The following is a 17,645-nucleotide window of genomic DNA, read 5'->3' on the forward strand; positions in this document are numbered from 1 at the left end:
GCTGCACGCGTCCTCCATGCCGTCCCGCCCACGCGACCCGCGCCACCAACGCTATCTGCTGCGACTTGCCGCAGTGACGGCGGTGATGGCGGTGGTGATGGCGGTGGTGCTGGCCTTGCAGGTGCTGCAGCGCCAGGCGATTGCCCAGTCGGCGGCCTTGCGCAGCGATTCGGTCACCGCATTGGCGTTCCAGCTGGAGCGCGAATTCCTGCGACTGCGTTTTGAACTGGGCTCCGCACTCGCCACCGAAGGCCCGGTGGACACGGCGCCCCTACAGCTGCGCCAGGAGCTGTTTGCCAGCCGCTACCAGCTGATGCACGACACCCCCAGTGCGTCGGCATTGAGCGACAACGCCGAGTACCAGCGGGTCATGCCCAAGGTCAAGGCCCTGGTCGAGCGCACCGATGCCCTGCTGGCGCAGCGCCCCGTCGATCGCTCCGCGCTGCGCACCCTGGTGGCCGACTTCCAGGCCGCAGGGCCCGATGTGCTGGCGCTGACGCTGGCAGCCAACTCCCATGTGGCCCACCTGCTGGAAACGCAGGTCAACACCATGCTGGAGCAGGCCGACCAGATCGTGTGGCTGTCGCTGGCGCAGCTCTTGATGCTGCTGGTGGCGGCGACTGCGCTGCTGGTACGGCAGCGCCGCCAGGAGCGTGAGCGGCTTGCGCTGGAGCAGTTGACCCGCGACCTGAGCGAAGCCCATCGCACGGCCGAGGCGGCCAACCGTGGCAAAAGCCAGTTTCTGGCCAACATGAGCCACGAGCTGCGCACGCCGTTCAATGGCATGCTGGGCATGCTCACACTGCTCGAAGGCACGCCTTTGAACGCCCAACAGGGCGACTATGTGCGCACGGCGCGTACCTCGGCATCACACCTGCTGCAGCTTCTGAACGACATTCTGGACGTGTCGGCGCTCGAATCAGGCCGCATGGGTATCCACCCCAGCCCTGTGCAGCTGGGCGCTGTGATGACCGAGGTCGAAAGCCTGATGCGCCCGCTGGCAGAAGGCAAGGGACTGCGCCTGGAGGTGCGCCTGGACCCGCAGCTGCCGCCCTGGCTGGTGGCGGACGCCACGCGCATCCGGCAGATCCTGCTGAATCTGGTCTCCAATGCCATCAAGTTCAGCGAACATGGCACGGTGCGCGTGGACGTCGATCGCCTGCCCCCACAGGCCGACGCCGCTCCGGGCACCGTGCACCTGAGCCTGCAGGTGCACGACCAGGGCATCGGCATGGATGCGCACACCCTGTCCAAACTGTTCCAGCGTTTCTCGCAGGGCGACGCCAGCACATCGCGGCGCTTTGGCGGCACCGGGCTGGGGCTTGAGATCTCGCGCAGCCTGGCACGGCTCATGGGCGGCGACATCACGGTGAGCAGCCAGCCCGGCAAGGGCAGCACGTTCAGCGTGCACCTGCCGCTGCCTGAAGGCGCCCCGCCCGCTGCCCAGCTCCTGCGGCCAGCGGCAGAAGCCGACCTTGGCGCTCCGGCCGACCGCCCGCATCTGTCCATCCTGGTGGCCGAAGACCAGTGGGTGAACCGCAAATACCTGGGCGAGCTGCTGCAACGCATGGGCCACAGCGTGCGCTTTGCGCAAAACGGACAGGAGGCGGTGGAGGCCGTGAAGGCCCGCACGCCCGACGTGGTGTTCATGGACTTGCACATGCCGCTGCTCGACGGGCTGCAGGCCACCCGCGCCATCCGGGCGATGCCCCCGCCCGCAGGCGCGGTGCCCGTGATCGCTCTCACCGCCGACGTGCTGCGCGAGACGCGGGACAACGCCGCACAGGCGGGCATGAGCGCCTTTCTGACCAAGCCAGCGTCGGCAGAGGCCGTCACATCGGTGCTGTTGGAGCTTTTCGGTGAGCGTGCCACGGTGCCCGCCTCGCTTGAACCAGTGCCTGCCCCCACCCCCGCTGCAACGCCTGCTGCCAGCCCCCCGGCAGCGCCCCCACCCCGGGCGCCATCCAAAAAGAGGCGTTTTCGCCCCGGGGATGTGGCCGCGCACATCGACATGGCGATGGTGGGCGAGGTGTGCATCGGGGTGTCTCTGGCGTCGTACAGCAGTCTGGTGCAGTCCTTCTTCTCCGACGAAAGCGGCACCCGCGCCCGGCTCAACGAGACCCTCCAGGCACAGGCAGCCGATGCGGCCCACGAGGCCGCCCACGCCCTCAAGGGCGCAGCCGCCAACCTGGGCTTTCACCACATCGCCCAGCTGGCACGGCAGATCGAGCACCACTGCGGCGACGCAGGCTTTGACTGGGCGGGCGCGCAGCAGGCACTGGACCAGGCCTTCGACATGGCACAGGCCCTGAGCGAGCGCATGGGCCTGTACCGCGCGCAGGCACCGGCCTCCTGAACACACCGCCCGCGCCCCGGGCTGGCGTTTGCGCAGCGCTGGACTCCCTGAGGGCCGGTGTCGCCACACCCAGCACTGCACCCGTCGCCAGGGTCAAGCGCCCGCCGAATGGGCAATCCATTCAGCATCAAATAGGCTGCTCGTGCTTGAAAAACAAGCACGAGCAGCTATCAATTCAATAGCAAACGTATTGCAGGCCGGTCTGGCTCCACCCACACCAGGTCGGCTGCTGCGGCCCTGTGGAACAGCCGGTGCGGCGCATGGTCGTGGCTTGGAGGCGGGGTGTGCGGCGGCGCGCTTTACAGCACCACGGGTTCGGGCTCCAGACGGATGCCGAAACGCTCGTACACGCTGGTCTGGATGGCACGCGCAAGCGTCATGACCTCGCCGCCCGTCACGCTGTCGTCCTGCGTGCCGCGGTTGACCAGCACCAGCGCCTGCTTGTCATACACGCCTGCCTTGCCGATGGTTTTGCCCTTCCAGCCGCAGGCCTCGATGAGCCAGCCGGCCGCCAGCTTGATCGAACCGTCGGGCATGGGGTAGTGCACGATGCGGGGCTCGCGCGCAATGATGTCCTGGCACTGGTCTGGCGTGACCGTCGGGTTCTTGAAAAAGCTGCCCGCGTTGCCCACCACCTGCGGGTCGGGCAGCTTGGCACGCCGGATGTCGCAGACCCAGTCGAACACCTGCTGCGCCGTGGGCTGCTCCACGCCTTCCAGCTGGCGCCGGCGTTCGAGGTCCAGATAGCCCAACTCGGCGCGCCAGGGTTTGGGCAGGCGCAGGCGCACGCGCGTGATCACGCAGCGCCCCGCCAGCCCCATGCCGCGCACGGCACCGGTGTCGGGCGCGGGCTGCGGCAGGGCATGCTTGAACACCGAGTCGCGGTAGCCGAACGCGCACTGCGCCGCGTCCAGCCGCAGGCGCTGCCCGGTCTCCAGGTGGATTGCATCCAGCGACTCAAAACGGTCCTGCAATTCCACCCCGTAGGCGCCGATGTTCTGCACGGGGGCCGCGCCCACCGTGCCAGGAATCAGCGCCATGTTCTCCAGGCCGGGCAGGCCCTGCGCCAGCGTCCAGGCCACGCACTCGTGCCAGCCCACGCCCGCGCCCACCTCCACGATGGTGGCCCGCTCATCGTCGCGCACCACCGCCATTCCGCCGATTTCCATCTTCAGCACCACGGGGCGCACGTCCCCGGTGATCACGATGTTGCTGCCGCCCCCCAGCACGAAGAACGGGCCTCGGCCCAGCTCGGGATGGGCCAGCAGGTCCAGCAGGTCCTGCTCGCTGCGCAGCCGCACCAGGGTGTGGGCCCGCGCGGCGATTCCAAAGGTGTTCAGCCCCTGCAAGGGGACGTTTTTCTCGACTACCATTGGCGCGATTGTCGCACCCGGCCCCCGTGCCGCTGTGGTGCGACGCCGTCCCCTACACAGCCTCTGCGAGACCCATGCCCTCTTTTGATACCGTCTGCGAACCCAACCTGGTCGAAGTGAAGAACGCGGTGGAGAACGCGTCCAAGGAAATCGGCACCCGATTCGACTTCAAGGGCACGTCGGCCAGCGTCGAGATCAAGGACAAGGAAATCACCCTGACCGGCGACGCCGAGTTCCAGCTCACCCAGATCGAGGATGTGCTGCGCAACAAGCTCACCAAACGCAACGTCGATGTCCGCTTTCTGGACGCCGGCACCGTGCAAAAGATCGGCGGCGACAAGGTCAAGCAGGTGTTCACCGTGCGCAGCGGCATCGAGGCCGAGCTGGCCAAGAAGATCCAGCGGCTCGTCAAAGACAGCAAGCTCAAGCTGCAGGCCGCCATCCAGGGCGACGCCGTGCGCGTGACAGGCGCCAAGCGCGACGACCTGCAGGCGGCCATGGCGCTGATCCGCAAAGACATTGCCGACGTCCCGCTGAGCTTCAACAACTTCCGGGACTGACCTCCCCCCCGCCCCATGATGCCTGCAGCCCTCCGCCCTCGTCGCCTGGTGCAGGCCGCATGCGTGGCACTGCTCGGGGCCATGGCACTCGGGCAGGCCAGTGGCCAGACGGTGGCCCTGGCCGGCGTGCTGGGCAGCAAAGCCCTGCTGGTGATCGATGGCAACGCACCGCGCGCCCTGGCACCGGGCGAAACACATGGCGGGGTGCGGCTGATGGCCCTGCAGGGCGATACCGCGCAGGTCGACGTGGGCGGCGACCGCCGTACCTTGCGCCTGGGCGAGGCCCCAGTGAGCGTCGGCACGCGCGCCAACGGGCGGCGTGTGGTGCTCAGCGCAGACGGTCGCGGGCATTTCGTCAGCCTTGGGCAAATCAACGGCCGCACGATGCAGTACATGGTGGACACCGGGGCATCGACCGTGGCCATTGGGGTATCCGATGCCGAGCGCATGGGACTTGACTACCGGCAGGGACAGCGCGTAACCATGGGCACGGCCAATGGCGTGGCCCAGGGCTGGCGCATCGTGCTCGACACGGTGCGGCTCGGAGACGTGATGCTCTATGGTGTTGAAGCCGTGGTCACGCCACAGCCCATGCCCTTCGTGCTGCTGGGCAACAATGTGCTTGGCGAGTTCAAGATGACCCGCACCCCGGATCAGATGGTGCTGGAAAAGCGCTGACGCCTGATGACCCACCCGCTGCTCCAGGGCGCCCCTGCCCGTGACGCCGAATACGAGGATCTGCTGAGCCTCTGGTCGGACCTTGAAAGCGGCCTGTCCACGCTGCTGGCGCGCCCGCTGCAGGTGCAGGATTTCCCGGCCAAGGTGCGTCAGCTCGATGGATGGCTGCAAGACCTGGTGGCGCACGACATCGATGCGGCGCTGTACCTGATGTTCCAGCTCGCCACCACGTCGTCGGTGGGCTACAGCGCATCGCACGCACTGGTATGCGGCACGCTGTGCCACATGATGGCGCATGAGCTGTCGCTGTCAGGTTCCGAGCGCGACAGCCTGGTGCGCGCCGCGCTCACCATGAACATCGGCATGACCGCGCTGCAGGACGAACTGGCCGAACAGCGCGAGCGCCCCACGGGCCCGCAGCAGGAGGCGATCCGGCAGCACCCGCAAGACGGCTTGGCACTGCTCAACCGCCTGTTCATCCGCGACGAGCTGTGGCTGGACGTGGTGGGTCAGCACCACCACGCCGTGCCCGAGCACGTGCCCCTGCGCGAACAGACGCCGGTGGACCGGCTCACGCGCATCCTGGGCACCATCGACCGCTACGCCGCCATGATCAGCCCCCGCAAGTCGCGTGCGGGGCGCAGCGCCACAGACTCGGTACGGGCCATCGTGGGGCAGGAGGTGGACCGCCGTGACGAGGTGACGTACACCCTGATCCGCCTCGTCGGTCTTTGCCCGCCGGGCACCTTTGTGCGGCTGGACAACGGCGACACCGCGGTCGTCCTTCGACGCGGCGACTCGGCCAGCCACCCACTGGTGGCCAGCGTTCTGGACGCCCAGGGGCAACACTGCAGCCCCCCGACGCTGCACCACACCTCACGCGGCAAGCCGGGCATCCAGTCGGCGCTGGCCCGCGCTGCCGTCACACTGGAACTGGACCACCGCACCATGGTGCGGCTGGGCTGGTACGCCGCTCAGGGGCACTCGGGCCTGCGCAGCCTGGTCAGTGGCCCAGCCACACTGACCTGAGACCGTCCGCCACGATCCGACTGCGCAGCGTCAGGACGAACCCCGCGCACCAGCCGATTTGCTGCCCAGGCGCGACTCCTTGCCCTCCAGCAGGCGGCGGATGTTGTCCTTGTGGCGCCAGGCCAGCAGCATGGCCATGACCCCCAGGGCCAGGGTGATGCGCGCATCGGCGTACCACACCACGCCGCTGGCGATCAGGTAGTACACCGGCGCAAACACCGCGGCCACCAGCGACGCCAGCGACGAGTACCGGAAGAAGAACGCCACGATGATCCAGGTGGCGCCTGCGGCCAGGCCCAGCCAGCCGCTCACCCCCACCACCACGCCCAAGGCCGTGGCCACGCCCTTGCCGCCCTCAAAACGGAAAAACACCGGCCACAGGTGTCCCAGGAAGGCCGCCACGCCCACAAGCGCCATCGTGCCCTCTTCCATGCCATAAGGCGCGCCCCACACGCGCACCGCAAACACCGGCAACCAGCCCTTGACCGCATCGAGCAGCAAGGTGAGCACGGCCGCAGCCTTGCTGCCCGAGCGCAGCACATTGGTGGCCCCCGGGTTTTTGCTGCCATATGTGCGGGGATCGCTCAGGCCCATGACGCGCGTGACGATCACGGCAAACGACAGCGAACCAAGCAGGTAGGCGGCGACGGCCGCCAGCAGCGGATAGACGGTGTTCAAGACGGAGCTCCTTGCAAACGACAGGCACGGGGCACACCCGGCGGCCCGCTATTCTGCCAGCGCACACTGCACTGGCCGGGCCTGCAGCAACCGCACACACACCGCCGGTTCGATCTGCACGAGAAACCCTCGCCGCCCCCCGTTGATGGCGATGCGCGGCAGTTCCAGGATCGTGGACTCGATGAACACCGGCATCGGCCTGCGCGTGCCAAACGGGGAAGTGCCCCCCACCAGATAGCCCGAATGGCGGTTGGCGACCTCCGGAGCACAGGGCTCGACCGACTTGGCGCCAATCTGCCGCGCCAGATTTTTGGTGGACACCTTGCGGTTGCCGTGCATGAGCACAATCAGGGGCTTGGCATCCTGGTCCTGCATCACCAGCGTTTTGACCACCTGATATGGGTCGAGGCCCAGCACCTGGGCGCTGTGCAGGGCGCCGCCATGCTCCAGGTACTCATATGGATGCTCGGTGAATGCAATGCCGGCCTCGCGCAGCGTGCGCGTGGCCGGCGTTTCAGAAACATGTTCTCGCTTGGCCATGCCCCGATCATGCCGCAGCGCGCCGCGGCTTTCGCCCACCGGCACCCACAGCCTTCCGCGCCCGCGGCGGTTGGGCCTGCTGCAAGGCACGCACCAGTGCCTGCGCGAACTGCACGGCACCGGGGGCCAGCGCGGCGCCCTGGCGTGCCAGCAACTGCGACTGTCGCTGCTGCAGCGGTGCATCCGACAAAGGCCGGGCCACCAGCCTGCCTGCTTCGACCCAGTGGGCGGCCGTGGCGTACGAGGCGAGCGCCACGTCGCGCGGACCCAGCATGGGCAGCAGGGCCGACGACACATTGCTCTCCATGGCGGGCACGCAGTGCAATCCCTCGAGCGCGCAGGCGAGGTCGAACAACTGCCGTCCTGTGGTGTGCGGCTCGCCGGTCAGCACCGGGTAGTCCACCACGTCACGCACGCCCAGACGCGCCCGACCAGCCAGCGGATGCGAGGGCACCATGAGGGCGAAGACCGGAGCTGGACTGGCATGCAACACAGCCACACCCGGCTCCGGTGCGAGGCTGAACCGCAAGGCCAGATCCACCTCCGAGCGCAGCAGCAAGGCCGACACAGCTGCCGGACTTTCCACCCGCAGCTGGAACTGCGTACCGGGGTGGACCTCTCGGTAGGCCGCGATACAGCGCGGCACCAGACCGGCCGCAAAACCCTCGGTACAGGCCAAGCGCACACGCTGCTGGGCCTGACGGCCAAGGTCGAGCAACTGGGGCACCAAATGCTCGGAGTCCGTCTCCAGGCCGGCCACATGCTGCAACAGCCGCTCGCCCGCCAGCGTCAGTTGCATGCCCCGCACCTGCCGCTCGAACAGCGCCACGCCCAAAGCCCCCTCCAGCTTGGACAGTTGTCGACTGACCGCCGACGCCGCCACGTGCAGATGCTGGGCTGCCTGGCTCACGGAGCCAGTACGCGCCACCTCAAGAAAGTGGCGCAAGGGCAGACTCACCAGGGCAGCATGCAGATCGGCTTTCATTGCTCTAAACAGCATGATAGCTTGCCTATTTGCTGATTGGAGCAAGGCTGCGACCGGTACATGATGGCTGGGTCCCTGCCATCGGCTCCCCGTGCCACACGCCCCATGACCTTGTCGCGCCGCCTCCTACTGTCTTCACTGGCCTCGGCCGCCCTGCCCGCCTGGACGTCCAACGCGGCCCATGCGTCCCCCCCTAGCAGCCGGCCTCAGCGGCCCATCAAGCTGGTGGTGCCTTTCCCGCCTGGTGGTGGCACCGACGTGGTGGCACGGACGCTGGCCCAAAGCCTGGGAGAGCGATTGGGCAAGCCGGTGGTGGTCGAGAACAAACCGGGGGCCTCAACCATCATCGGCACCGAGTCCGTGGTGCGCGCCGAGCCCGACGGGCACACGCTGCTGGTCTCGGGCTCGACCAGCTTCACGGTAAACCCAGCCTTGCGCGCCAGGTTGCCCTACGACCCGGTGCGTGACCTGCTGCCTGTGGGCGTGCTGGCGCGCGCACCCCTGGTGCTGCTGGTGCCTGCACAGTCACCGCACGCCGACCTGGCTGCCTTGCTGGCGGCCGCGCGGTCCAAGCCCCGCAGCCTGCACTACGCCACCTTTGGCGCCGGTTCGGGCCCGCACTTGGCAGCGGCACTGCTGGAACAAGCCGCCGGTGTGCGCCTGCAAGACGTGCCCTACCGCGGCAGCAGCCCCGCGCTGATGGCGCTCATCGCGGGCGAAATCCAGCTCGGAATCGATACCGTGGCCGCTGCTGCGCCGCAGGTGAAGGCAGGCAAGCTGCGCGCGCTGGCCATTGCGGGGCCGGCCCGATCCAGCCTGATGCCGCACGTGCGCACCGTGGCCGAGCTGGGCCTGCCCGATGCGCAGTTCGACGCCTGGTACGCCGCCGCCCTGCCCGCACGCACCCCGACCGCCATCCATGCACGGCTGGCGGCCGAGTTGGCCCGCATCGTCGCCAGCCCCGGCATGGCCGAGCCCTTGCGAGCCCAGGGCATGGAGCCGGTGTTCATGGACACACCGCGCCTCAAAGCCCTCATCGACGAAGAAATCGTGCGGTATCGCGCACTCGCCTGGCGCGCCCAGATCGTGGTGGAGTCCTGATCATGACGAACACACACCGCAACACGGCCATTGCACGCGCCGTTGCCTACCTCGAGGAGGGCGGCTTTGCTGCCGACCTGGCCCGCCGTGTGGCTCTGCGCACCGAGAGCGACACCGGCGCGCCCGGCCCCGCGCTGGATGCGTACCTGGTCGACGAAATGACGCCCTGGCTGGGCACCCTGGGCTTTGACTGCGGCATCCACCCCAACCCCGACCCGCGGGGCGGCCCGTTCCTGATCGCACGGCGCGTGGAAGACCCGGCCCTGCCCACGGTGCTGACGTATGCGCACGGCGACGTGGTCAACGGCATGGCCGCGCACTGGAAGGACGGGCGCACGCCGTGGGACTTGCACGCCGACGGCGAGCGCTGGTATGGCCGTGGCACGGCCGACAACAAAGGCCAGCACACGGTGAACCTGGGCGCTCTGGCGCAGGTGATCGCCGCGCGCGGCGGGCGGCTGGGCTACAACGTCACGCTGCTGATGGAGATGGGCGAGGAGGCGGGCTCGCCGGGGCTCGCCGCCTTCTGCGAGGCCCAGCGTGCCGCCCTGCGGGCAGACCTGCTGGTGGCCTGCGACGGCCCGCGCATGCGCGCCGAGGCGCCCACGCTGTTCCTGGGCTCGCGCGGCGCGGCCAACTTCACGCTGCGGCTGCGCAGCCGCGACAAGCCCTACCACTCGGGCAACTGGGGCGGCGTGCTGACCAATCCGGCCGTGGTTCTGGCCCATGCGGTGGCGAGCATGGTGGACCGGCACGGCCGCATCCAGGTCGAAGGCCTGCGCCCTGCGCCGCTGGACGCCCGCCTGCGCAGCGTACTGCAGGGTCTGCACATGGGCGGCGGCCCCGACGACCCCGTGATGGACCCCGCCTGGGGCGAGCCCGGGCTGGGCCCGGCCGAGCAGCTGGTCGGCTGGAACACGCTCGAAGTACTGGCCTGGGGTGCGGGCTCGGCCGAACGCCCGGTGAACGCCATCCCGCCCGCGGCCGTGGTGCACTGCCAGCTGCGCTTTGTGGTGGGCACGCCGGCCGACGCCATTGAACAGCGGCTGCGCGCCCACCTGGACGCGCACGGCTTCGCCGAGGTGACGCTGGAGATGGGCATGCTCTGCGCGGCCACACGCTTGCCGCTGGACAACCCGTGGGTGGACTGGACGCTGAATTCGATGGCGCAGAGTTGCGGCCGCCCAGCCACGCTCATGCCCAACCTCGCAGGCTCACTGCCCAACGATGTGTTCGCCGACCTGCTGGGCCTGCCCACGCTGTGGATTCCGCATTCGTACCCGGCCTGCGCACAGCACGCGCCCGACGAGCACCTGCTGGTGCCCGTGGTGCGCGAGGGCCTGGCCCTGATGGCCGGGCTGTATTGGGACCTGGGCGAGCCCCACGCCCCGTGGCACCGCGCGGCCGCGGTGTAGCGCCGCGCGGCCTGGTGCCCGGTCAGAGCGCCGGGTCGCGCACCTCCCAGCGGATCGCGTCGATCGCAGCCAGCAGCTCGGGCGATAGCGTGGTGCCCCAGGCGTCCAGGTCTTCGTCGAGCTGGGCGCGCGACGTGACGCCGATGATGGTGCTGGCCACCTGCCACTTGGTGTAGCAAAACGCCAGCGCCATGCGCGTGGGCGACAGGCCATGCTCGCGTGCCAGCGCGTTGTAGCGGCGTGCGGCGGCAAGCGATTCGGGCCGCCCCCAGCGCTGCTTGCGCACGCTCTCGTAGCGCGCAATGCGCGCGCCCTGCGGCGCACCCGGGTCGGTGGGCGCATGCTGATCGTACTTGCCCGTCAGCAGGCCAAAGCCCAGCGGCGAATACGCCAGCAGCGACACGCCCAGGCGGTGGCAGGTTTCGTCGAGCGCGTTCTCGTAGGTGCGGTTGATCAGGCAGTACGGGTTCTGCACCGACACCACGCGCGGCAGGCCGTGCTGCTCGGCCAGGCGCACGAATTCGTGCACGCCGTAGGGCGTTTCGTTCGACAAACCCACGTAGCGCACCTTGCCAGCCCGCACCAGCCCGGCCAGCGCATCCAGCTGCTCGTGGATGGGGGTTTGCGAAGTCTCTTTGGCAGGGTCGTAGTACAGCGTGCCGAAGGCCGGCACATGGCGCTCGGGCCAATGGATCTGGTAGAGGTCGATCACGTCGGTCTGCAGGCGGCGCAGGCTGCCTTCGCACGAGGCCACGATGTCGGCCGCCGTCATGCCCTTGCCCTCGCGGATCCAGGGCATGCCGCGCGACGGCCCGGCCACCTTGGTGGCCAGCACCACGCGCTGGCGCAGGCCCGGCGTACGCGCCAGCCAGCGGCCGATGATGGATTCAGTGGCGCCGCAGGTCTCGGCCCGCGCGGGCACGGCGTACATCTCGGCCGTGTCCAGAAAGTTCACCCCGCGTGCCAGCGCGTGGTCGAGGATGTCGTGGGCCTCGGCCTCGGCGACCTGCTCGCCAAAAGTCATGGTGCCAAGGCAGATGGGTGTGACAGCCAGATCGCTGTGCCCCAGACGGATGGTTTGCATGCGTGCTCCACAGGAATGAGCGCCGCAGTGTACGGCGCATGCGCAGGCTGTGCAGGCGCTGCGCTGTCCCTGCCATGACTGCCGGCACAGGCCCTGCGCCGGAATAATGCCGCCATGCTCGAGACTGCCTACCCGCCCCGCCACCACTCCCGCACCGAAACCGTGCCCCTGCGCACGCTGCGCTACCACGTACGCCGTTGGGGCGCCGACCAGGCCGCCCCAGGCACAGTTCCGCTGGTGCTGGTGCACGGCTGGATGGACGTGGCCGCCTCATACCAGTTCGTGGTGGACGCATTCTCCGACGCCTTCCTGCAGGGCAGATGCATCATCGCGCCCGACTGGCGCGGCTTTGGCCACACCACGCTGCCTTCCCCTTGCGACCACTATGTGTTTGCCGACTACCTGGCCGACCTGGACCGGCTGCTGGACCATTACGCGCCCGGCCAGCCGGTAGACCTGGTGGGCCACAGCATGGGTGGCAACATCGCCATGATGTATGCGGGCGTGCGCCCGGCGCGGGTGCGGCGGCTGGTCAACCTCGAAGGCTTCGGTCTGCCCGCCACGCGGCCCGAACAGGCGCCCAAGCGGCTCGCGCAGTGGCTCGATGAACTGCGCGGCCTGGACAGCGGTGCGCACGACCTCAAGGACTACGACAGCGCCGACGGCGTGGCCCAGCGCCTGATGAAGACCAACCCCCGCCTGCCGGCCGACAAGGCGCGCTGGTTGGCGCAGCACTGGGCGGCGCCCAACGCCCAGGGGCGCTGGCAGATCCTGGGCGACCCGGCCCACAAGATCACGAGCGCCCAGCTCTACCGCCTCGAAGAAGCCTTGGCCACCTACGCCGCCATCACTGCGCCGGTGCTGGCCGTGGAGGCCAGCGACGACAGCCTGGGCCTGTGGTGGAAGGGCAAGTACACGCTGGACGAATACCACCAGCGCCTGCGCCATGTGCCGCAGTGCGAGGTGGCCGTGGTGCAGGACGCGGGCCACATGCTGCACCACGACCAGCCCGAGGCAGTGGCGGCGCACATCGAACGCTTTGTGACCGGCACCCCGGGCACGCCCCCGCGCGCCGTGCCCGGCGCGGTGGCCATGGACCACTGAGTGCCAAAATGGCTGCTCGTGCTTATGAATCAAGCACGAGCAGCTATCAATTCAATAGCAAACAGATGAAGCGCGGCTCCCGTGCGGGCTGGTACGCTGGCGCGCCCGCGGGCCAACGGCCCTGCGTCCGGGCGGGCGGGCCCGGGCATGAGAAAATCGCCGGTTGACCCGAACATCCGCCTTCGCAGCGCGCGCAGGCCCACCACCGAAAGAACACCATGGACGCAGAACGCATCAACCTGATTGGCAACACCCTCTCCGACCTCGCGGTGCGCACGCAAGAGTTACGGAGGTATCTTTGACTTCGATGCCAAATTCGAACGCCTGAGAACCGTCAACGCATCGCTCGAAGACCCGGCCGTCTGGAACGACCCCAAGAAGGCCCAGGAGCTAGGCAAGGAACAGAAATCGCTCTCCAGCGTGGTGGTCACGCTGGACAAGCTCACGCGCGAGCTGGCCGACAACGCCGAGCTCTATGAAATGAGCAAAGACGAAGGCGATGAGGCCGGCCTCATCACCATCGAAGGCGAGACCGACAAGCTGCGCCCGCTCATCGAGGAGCTGGAGTTCCGCCGCATGTTCAGCAACGAGGCCGATCCGCTGAACTGCTTCCTTGACATCCAGGCCGGCGCAGGCGGCACCGAGGCCTGCGACTGGGCCAGCATGCTGCTGCGCCAGTACCTCAAGTACGCCGAGCGCAAGGGCTTCAAGGCCACGGTGGAAGACGAAACCCCGGGCGACGTGGCCGGCATCAAGAGCGCCACGATCAAGATTGAGGGCGAGTACGCGTTTGGCCTGCTGCGCACCGAAACCGGCGTGCACCGCCTGGTGCGCAAGAGCCCGTTCGACAGCTCGGGCGGCCGCCACACCTCGTTCGCGTCGGTGTTCGTGTACCCCGAGATCGACGACTCCATCGAGATCAACATCAACCCGGCCGACGTGCGCACCGACACCTTCCGCGCCAGCGGCGCGGGCGGCCAGCACATCAACAAGACCGATTCGGCCGTGCGCCTCACGCACATCCCGACCGGCATCGTGGTGCAGTGCCAGGACGGCCGCAGCCAGCACAGCAACCGCGACGTGGCCTGGCAACGCCTGCGCAGCCGCCTGTACGACTACGAGATGCGCAAGCGCATGGAGGCGCAGCAAAAGCTCGAAGACACCAAGACCGACGTGGGCTGGGGCCACCAGATCCGCTCGTACGTGCTCGACCAGTCGCGCATCAAGGACCTGCGCACCAACGTGGAAATCTCCAACACCCAGAAGGTGCTGGACGGCGACCTCGACGCGTTCATCGAAGCCTCGCTCAAGCAGGGCGTCTGATGGCCAGACCCCTGCCCTGCGCACCAGCCGCTGCGCCTGCCCATGCTGGCGCGGTGCGCGCGATCATCTTCGACATGGACGGCACCATGGTCGATTCCATGCCCGCGCATGCGCAGAGCTGGGCCGAATTTGCCCGCCGCCACGGCGTGGCCATGGACGTGGCCGAGATCCTGCGCCGCACCACGGGCCGCACCGGGGCCGAGTGCATGCGCGAGGTGCTGGGCGCCGACCTCGACGAAGCGCGGGTGCAGGCGCTGGTGACCGAAAAAGAAGTCATCTACCGCGAGCTGTTTGGCCCGGCGTTCCGGGAGGTGGCGGGTTTTCGCCACTTTGCGCAGTGCGTGCGCGCAGCGGGCCTGCCGCTGGCCGTGGCCACGGCCGGCGACCGGCACAACATCGCCTTTGTGCTGCAGCACCTCCAGCTGGCCGAGCCCCCGCAAGCGATTGTGGGCGGCGACGAAGGCCTGCCGGGCAAGCCCGAGCCGGCGCTGTTCCTCGAAGCGGCCCGGCGCCTGGGCGCCCACCCCGCCGATTGCCTGGTGTTTGAAGACGCGCCCTTCGGCATCGAAGCCGCGCGCCGCGCGGGCATGCGCGCCGTGGCGGTGTGCAGCACCCACACGCCCGAGCAACTCGCCGGACCCCACGTGGTCGCGCAAGTGCGCGACTATCACGAACTCATGAACACGAACTTCCTGGAGACCCTCGATGCGTGAAGGCCAAGCCGCGGTGATCCACCGCACCGACTACCAGCCGCCGGCATTTTGGATCGACCATGTCGAACTCACGTTCGACCTCGACCCTGCCAAGACGCGCGTGCTCAACAAGATGCGCGTGCGCCGCAACGCGGCCGTGCCCGCACAGCCGCTGCGCCTGCACGGTGAAGACCTGAACCTGGCGCGCGTGATGGTCAACGGGGCCGGCACCTCGTTCAAGATGGAGGGCGCGCAACTCGTGCTGGAGAACCTGCCCGAGGGCGACGCCCCCGTGGACCTGGAGATCTTCACCACCTGTGCGCCGGCCAAGAACACCCAGCTCATGGGCCTGTATGTCAGCCAGGGCACCTTCTTCACGCAGTGCGAGGCCGAGGGCTTCCGCCGGATCACCTACTTCCTGGATCGGCCGGATGTGATGGCCAGCTACACCGTCACGCTGCGTGCCGACAAGGCCCAGTACCCGGTGCTGCTGTCCAACGGCAACCTGGTGGAGCAAGGCGAACTCGACGATGGTCGCCACTTCGCCAAGTGGGTGGATCCGCACAAGAAGCCCTGCTACCTGTTCGCCCTGGTGGCCGGCAAGCTGGTGGCCCGCGAGCAGAAAATCCGCACCCGCGCGGGCACCGACCACCTGCTGCAGGTGTACGTGCGCCCCGGCGACCTGGGCAAGACCGAACACGCGATGAACTCGCTGATGGCCAGCATCGCCTGGGACGAGGCACGCTTTGGCCTGCCGCTCGACCTGGAGCGCTTCATGATCGTCGCCACCAGCGACTTCAACATGGGCGCGATGGAGAACAAGGGCCTGAACATCTTCAACACGAAGTACGTTCTGGCCAGCGAGGCCACGGCCACCGACGCCGACTTCGCCAACATCGAGAGCGTGGTGGGGCATGAGTACTTCCACAACTGGACGGGCAACCGCGTCACCTGCCGCGACTGGTTCCAGCTCAGCTTGAAGGAAGGCCTCACCGTCTTCCGCGACCAGGAGTTCAGCCAGGACCTTGCAGGCGATGCCTCGGCGCGCGCCGTCAAGCGCATCGAAGACGTGCGCGTACTGCGCACCGTGCAGTTCCCGGAGGACGCAGGCCCCATGGCCCACCCGGTGCGCCCGGACAGCTACCTCGAGATCAACAACTTCTACACCGTCACGATCTACGAAAAGGGTGCCGAGGTCGTGCGCATGATGCACAACCTGGTGGGCCGCGACGGCTTTGCCCAGGGCATGAAGCTGTACTTCGAGCGCCACGACGGCCAGGCCGTGACCTGCGACGACTTCGCCCAGGCCATTGCCGACGCAAACCCGGGCAGCGAACTGGCCCAGCGCCTGGATGCCTTCAAGCACTGGTACAGCCAGGCGGGCACGCCCCGCGTGCAGGCGCATGGTCACTTCGATGCCGCAGCGCGCACCTACACGCTGACCTTGCGCCAAAGCTGCCCTGCCACGCCCGGGCAGCAGGACAAGCCCGCCTTCGTGATCCCGGTCGAGCTGGGCCTGCTGAGCGCCGAGGGCGCCGCGTTGCCACTGCAATTGCAAGGCGAACCCGCCGCTGCGGGCAGCAGCCGCACCGTGGTGCTCTCGGAGCCCGAGCAGCAATGGGTGTTCACCGGCATCGACGCAGTGCCGGTGCCGTCGCTGCTGCGCGGCTTCAGTGCCCCGGTGGTGCTGGAATGCGCCTACTCCGACCAAGACCTGCTCACCCTGCTGGCACACGACCCGGACCCGTTCAACCGCTGGGAAGCTGGCCAGCGCCTGGCGCTGCGCACCGCACTCGCGGCGCTGGACAACCCCGAAGTGGTGGCAGACGCTGCGGGGCACATCGCCGCGCCGCTGCTACCCGACGCCTTCGTGCAGGCCATGCGCAGCGTGCTGCGCCACCCGCAACTGGATGCCGCCTTCAAGGAACTGGTGCTGACGCTGCCGTCGGAGACCTACATCGCAGAGCAGCGCGACGTGGTGGACCCGCAGCGCATCCATGCCGTGCGCGAAGCCATGCGCGCCCAGCTCGCACAGGCCCTGCATGACGACTGGCAGTGGGCCTGGGAAGCCCACGAGAACACGGGTGGCTACTCGCCGGACCCGATCTCCACCGGCCGCCGGGCGCTGGCGGGCCTCGCGCTGGCCATGCTCTGCCTGAGCGCCGTGCGCACCGGCAACCCGGTGTGGCCCGGCAAGGCCTACCAGCGTTTCAAGTCGGCCAGCAACATGACGGACCGCTTCAACGCGCTCACGGCCTTGGTCTACAGCGGGCACGAACTGGCCCAGCCGGCGCTTGCGCGCTTTCACGCCCTGTTCAAAGACGAGCCGCTGGTCATCGACAAATGGTTTGCCTTGCAAGCCGGCGCGCCAGACCGCGCGGGCCATGTGCTACCGGTGGTGCGCCAGTTGATGCAGCACCCGGACTTCAGCCTCAAGAACCCCAACCGTGCGCGCAGCGTGATCTTCAGCTACTGCAACGGCAACCCCGGCGCTTTCCATCGCGCAGACGCCGGTGGCTACGTGTTCTGGAGCGACCGCGTGATCGAGCTGGACGCGATCAACCCCCAGGTGGCCGCACGCCTGGCGCGGGCGCTGGACCGCTGGCGCAAGCTGGCCGAGCCCTGGCGCACAGCCGCCCGCGAAGCCATTGCACGCGTGGCCGCACGCCCCGACCTCTCGAACGACGTGCGCGAGGTGGTCACCCGCGCCCTCAACGACTGACCCGA

General features: G+C 68.4%; 15 protein-coding genes. 10 read left to right on the forward strand and 5 right to left on the reverse strand.

Annotated features, from left to right (window positions below):
* The first annotated feature begins 16 nt into the window (after nucleotides 1-16).
* On the forward strand, nucleotides 17-2,356 hold the full coding sequence (locus ABD866_RS06565; RefSeq protein ID WP_345062347.1) for an ATP-binding protein: 2,340 nt from the start codon (nucleotides 17-19) through the stop codon (nucleotides 2,354-2,356).
* Nucleotides 2,357-2,655: 299 nt separating this feature from the next.
* On the opposite strand, the gene murB is transcribed toward ABD866_RS06565, so the two are convergent.
* Nucleotides 2,656-3,729 carry a UDP-N-acetylmuramate dehydrogenase gene (gene murB, locus ABD866_RS06570; protein WP_345062349.1) on the reverse strand — a complete coding sequence of 358 codons (1,074 nt, stop codon included), beginning with the start codon at nucleotides 3,727-3,729 and terminating at the stop codon, nucleotides 2,656-2,658.
* Between the two features lie 74 nt (nucleotides 3,730-3,803).
* Here murB and ABD866_RS06575 point away from each other — a divergent pair, with 74 nt between their 5' ends.
* From ABD866_RS06575 to ABD866_RS06585, 3 genes are read left to right on the forward strand one after another with little or no spacing between them, the layout of a single operon-like run.
* Nucleotides 3,804-4,289 (forward strand): YajQ family cyclic di-GMP-binding protein, encoded by a 486-nt coding sequence (locus ABD866_RS06575; RefSeq protein ID WP_345062352.1) that lies wholly within the window; start codon nucleotides 3,804-3,806, stop codon nucleotides 4,287-4,289.
* Nucleotides 4,290-4,304: 15 nt separating this feature from the next.
* Entirely contained in the window at nucleotides 4,305-4,967 is a 663-nt protein-coding gene (locus tag ABD866_RS06580) for a retropepsin-like aspartic protease family protein (protein WP_425549546.1), read from the forward strand.
* A gap of 6 nt (nucleotides 4,968-4,973) precedes the next feature.
* On the forward strand, nucleotides 4,974-5,996 hold the full coding sequence (locus ABD866_RS06585; protein ID WP_345062354.1) for an HD-GYP domain-containing protein: 1,023 nt from the start codon (nucleotides 4,974-4,976) through the stop codon (nucleotides 5,994-5,996).
* 30 nt (nucleotides 5,997-6,026) lie between these two features.
* On the opposite strand, the gene plsY is transcribed toward ABD866_RS06585, so the two are convergent.
* From plsY to ABD866_RS06600, 3 genes are read right to left on the reverse strand one after another with little or no spacing between them, the layout of a single operon-like run.
* Nucleotides 6,027-6,674: a glycerol-3-phosphate 1-O-acyltransferase PlsY gene (gene plsY, locus ABD866_RS06590; protein ID WP_345062356.1), complete on the reverse strand. Its 648-nt coding sequence runs from the start codon at nucleotides 6,672-6,674 to the stop codon at nucleotides 6,027-6,029.
* 48 nt (nucleotides 6,675-6,722) lie between these two features.
* On the reverse strand, nucleotides 6,723-7,214 hold the full coding sequence (locus ABD866_RS06595) for an aminoacyl-tRNA deacylase (protein WP_345062358.1): 492 nt from the start codon (nucleotides 7,212-7,214) through the stop codon (nucleotides 6,723-6,725).
* A 7-nt stretch (nucleotides 7,215-7,221) separates the two neighbouring features.
* Nucleotides 7,222-8,214, reverse strand: coding sequence for a LysR family transcriptional regulator (locus ABD866_RS06600; protein ID WP_345062360.1), 993 nt, complete (start codon nucleotides 8,212-8,214; stop codon nucleotides 7,222-7,224).
* 90 nt (nucleotides 8,215-8,304) lie between these two features.
* On the opposite strand from ABD866_RS06600, the gene ABD866_RS06605 reads away from it, so the two are divergent.
* Both ABD866_RS06605 and ABD866_RS06610 read left to right on the forward strand, forming a co-directional pair.
* Nucleotides 8,305-9,300, forward strand: coding sequence for a tripartite tricarboxylate transporter substrate binding protein (locus ABD866_RS06605; RefSeq protein ID WP_345062362.1), 996 nt, complete (start codon nucleotides 8,305-8,307; stop codon nucleotides 9,298-9,300).
* 2 nt (nucleotides 9,301-9,302) lie between these two features.
* Complete coding sequence (locus ABD866_RS06610; RefSeq protein ID WP_345062364.1) at nucleotides 9,303-10,715, forward strand: M20 family metallopeptidase; 1,413 nt, start codon at nucleotides 9,303-9,305, stop codon at nucleotides 10,713-10,715.
* A gap of 22 nt (nucleotides 10,716-10,737) precedes the next feature.
* Here ABD866_RS06610 and ABD866_RS06615 read toward each other — a convergent pair whose 3' ends face one another.
* Nucleotides 10,738-11,799 (reverse strand): aldo/keto reductase, encoded by a 1,062-nt coding sequence (locus ABD866_RS06615; RefSeq protein ID WP_345062366.1) that lies wholly within the window; start codon nucleotides 11,797-11,799, stop codon nucleotides 10,738-10,740.
* A gap of 114 nt (nucleotides 11,800-11,913) precedes the next feature.
* Between ABD866_RS06615 and ABD866_RS06620 the strand changes: the two genes are divergently transcribed.
* From ABD866_RS06620 to pepN, 4 genes are all read left to right on the forward strand, one after another.
* Nucleotides 11,914-12,903 carry an alpha/beta fold hydrolase gene (locus tag ABD866_RS06620; RefSeq protein WP_345062368.1) on the forward strand — a complete coding sequence of 330 codons (990 nt, stop codon included), beginning with the start codon at nucleotides 11,914-11,916 and terminating at the stop codon, nucleotides 12,901-12,903.
* A gap of 218 nt (nucleotides 12,904-13,121) precedes the next feature.
* Nucleotides 13,122-14,226 (forward strand): peptide chain release factor 2 gene (gene prfB, locus ABD866_RS06625; protein WP_345062370.1). Its coding sequence is split into 2 segments (ribosomal slippage): nucleotides 13,122-13,202 and nucleotides 13,204-14,226, totalling 1,104 coding nucleotides; the frame shifts between segments, so codons are not numbered across the junction.
* Complete coding sequence (locus ABD866_RS06630; protein ID WP_345062372.1) at nucleotides 14,226-14,939, forward strand: HAD family hydrolase; 714 nt, start codon at nucleotides 14,226-14,228, stop codon at nucleotides 14,937-14,939. Before prfB ends, ABD866_RS06630 begins: the two co-directional genes overlap by 1 nt.
* Complete coding sequence (pepN, locus tag ABD866_RS06635; protein ID WP_345062374.1) at nucleotides 14,932-17,640, forward strand: aminopeptidase N; 2,709 nt, start codon at nucleotides 14,932-14,934, stop codon at nucleotides 17,638-17,640. The genes ABD866_RS06630 and pepN overlap by 8 nt, the downstream gene beginning before the upstream one ends.
* Nucleotides 17,641-17,645 lie beyond the last annotated feature (5 nt).

The organism is Acidovorax lacteus (assembly GCF_039540375.1).
GTDB lineage: Bacteria > Pseudomonadota > Gammaproteobacteria > Burkholderiales > Burkholderiaceae_C > Acidovorax_G > Acidovorax_G lacteus.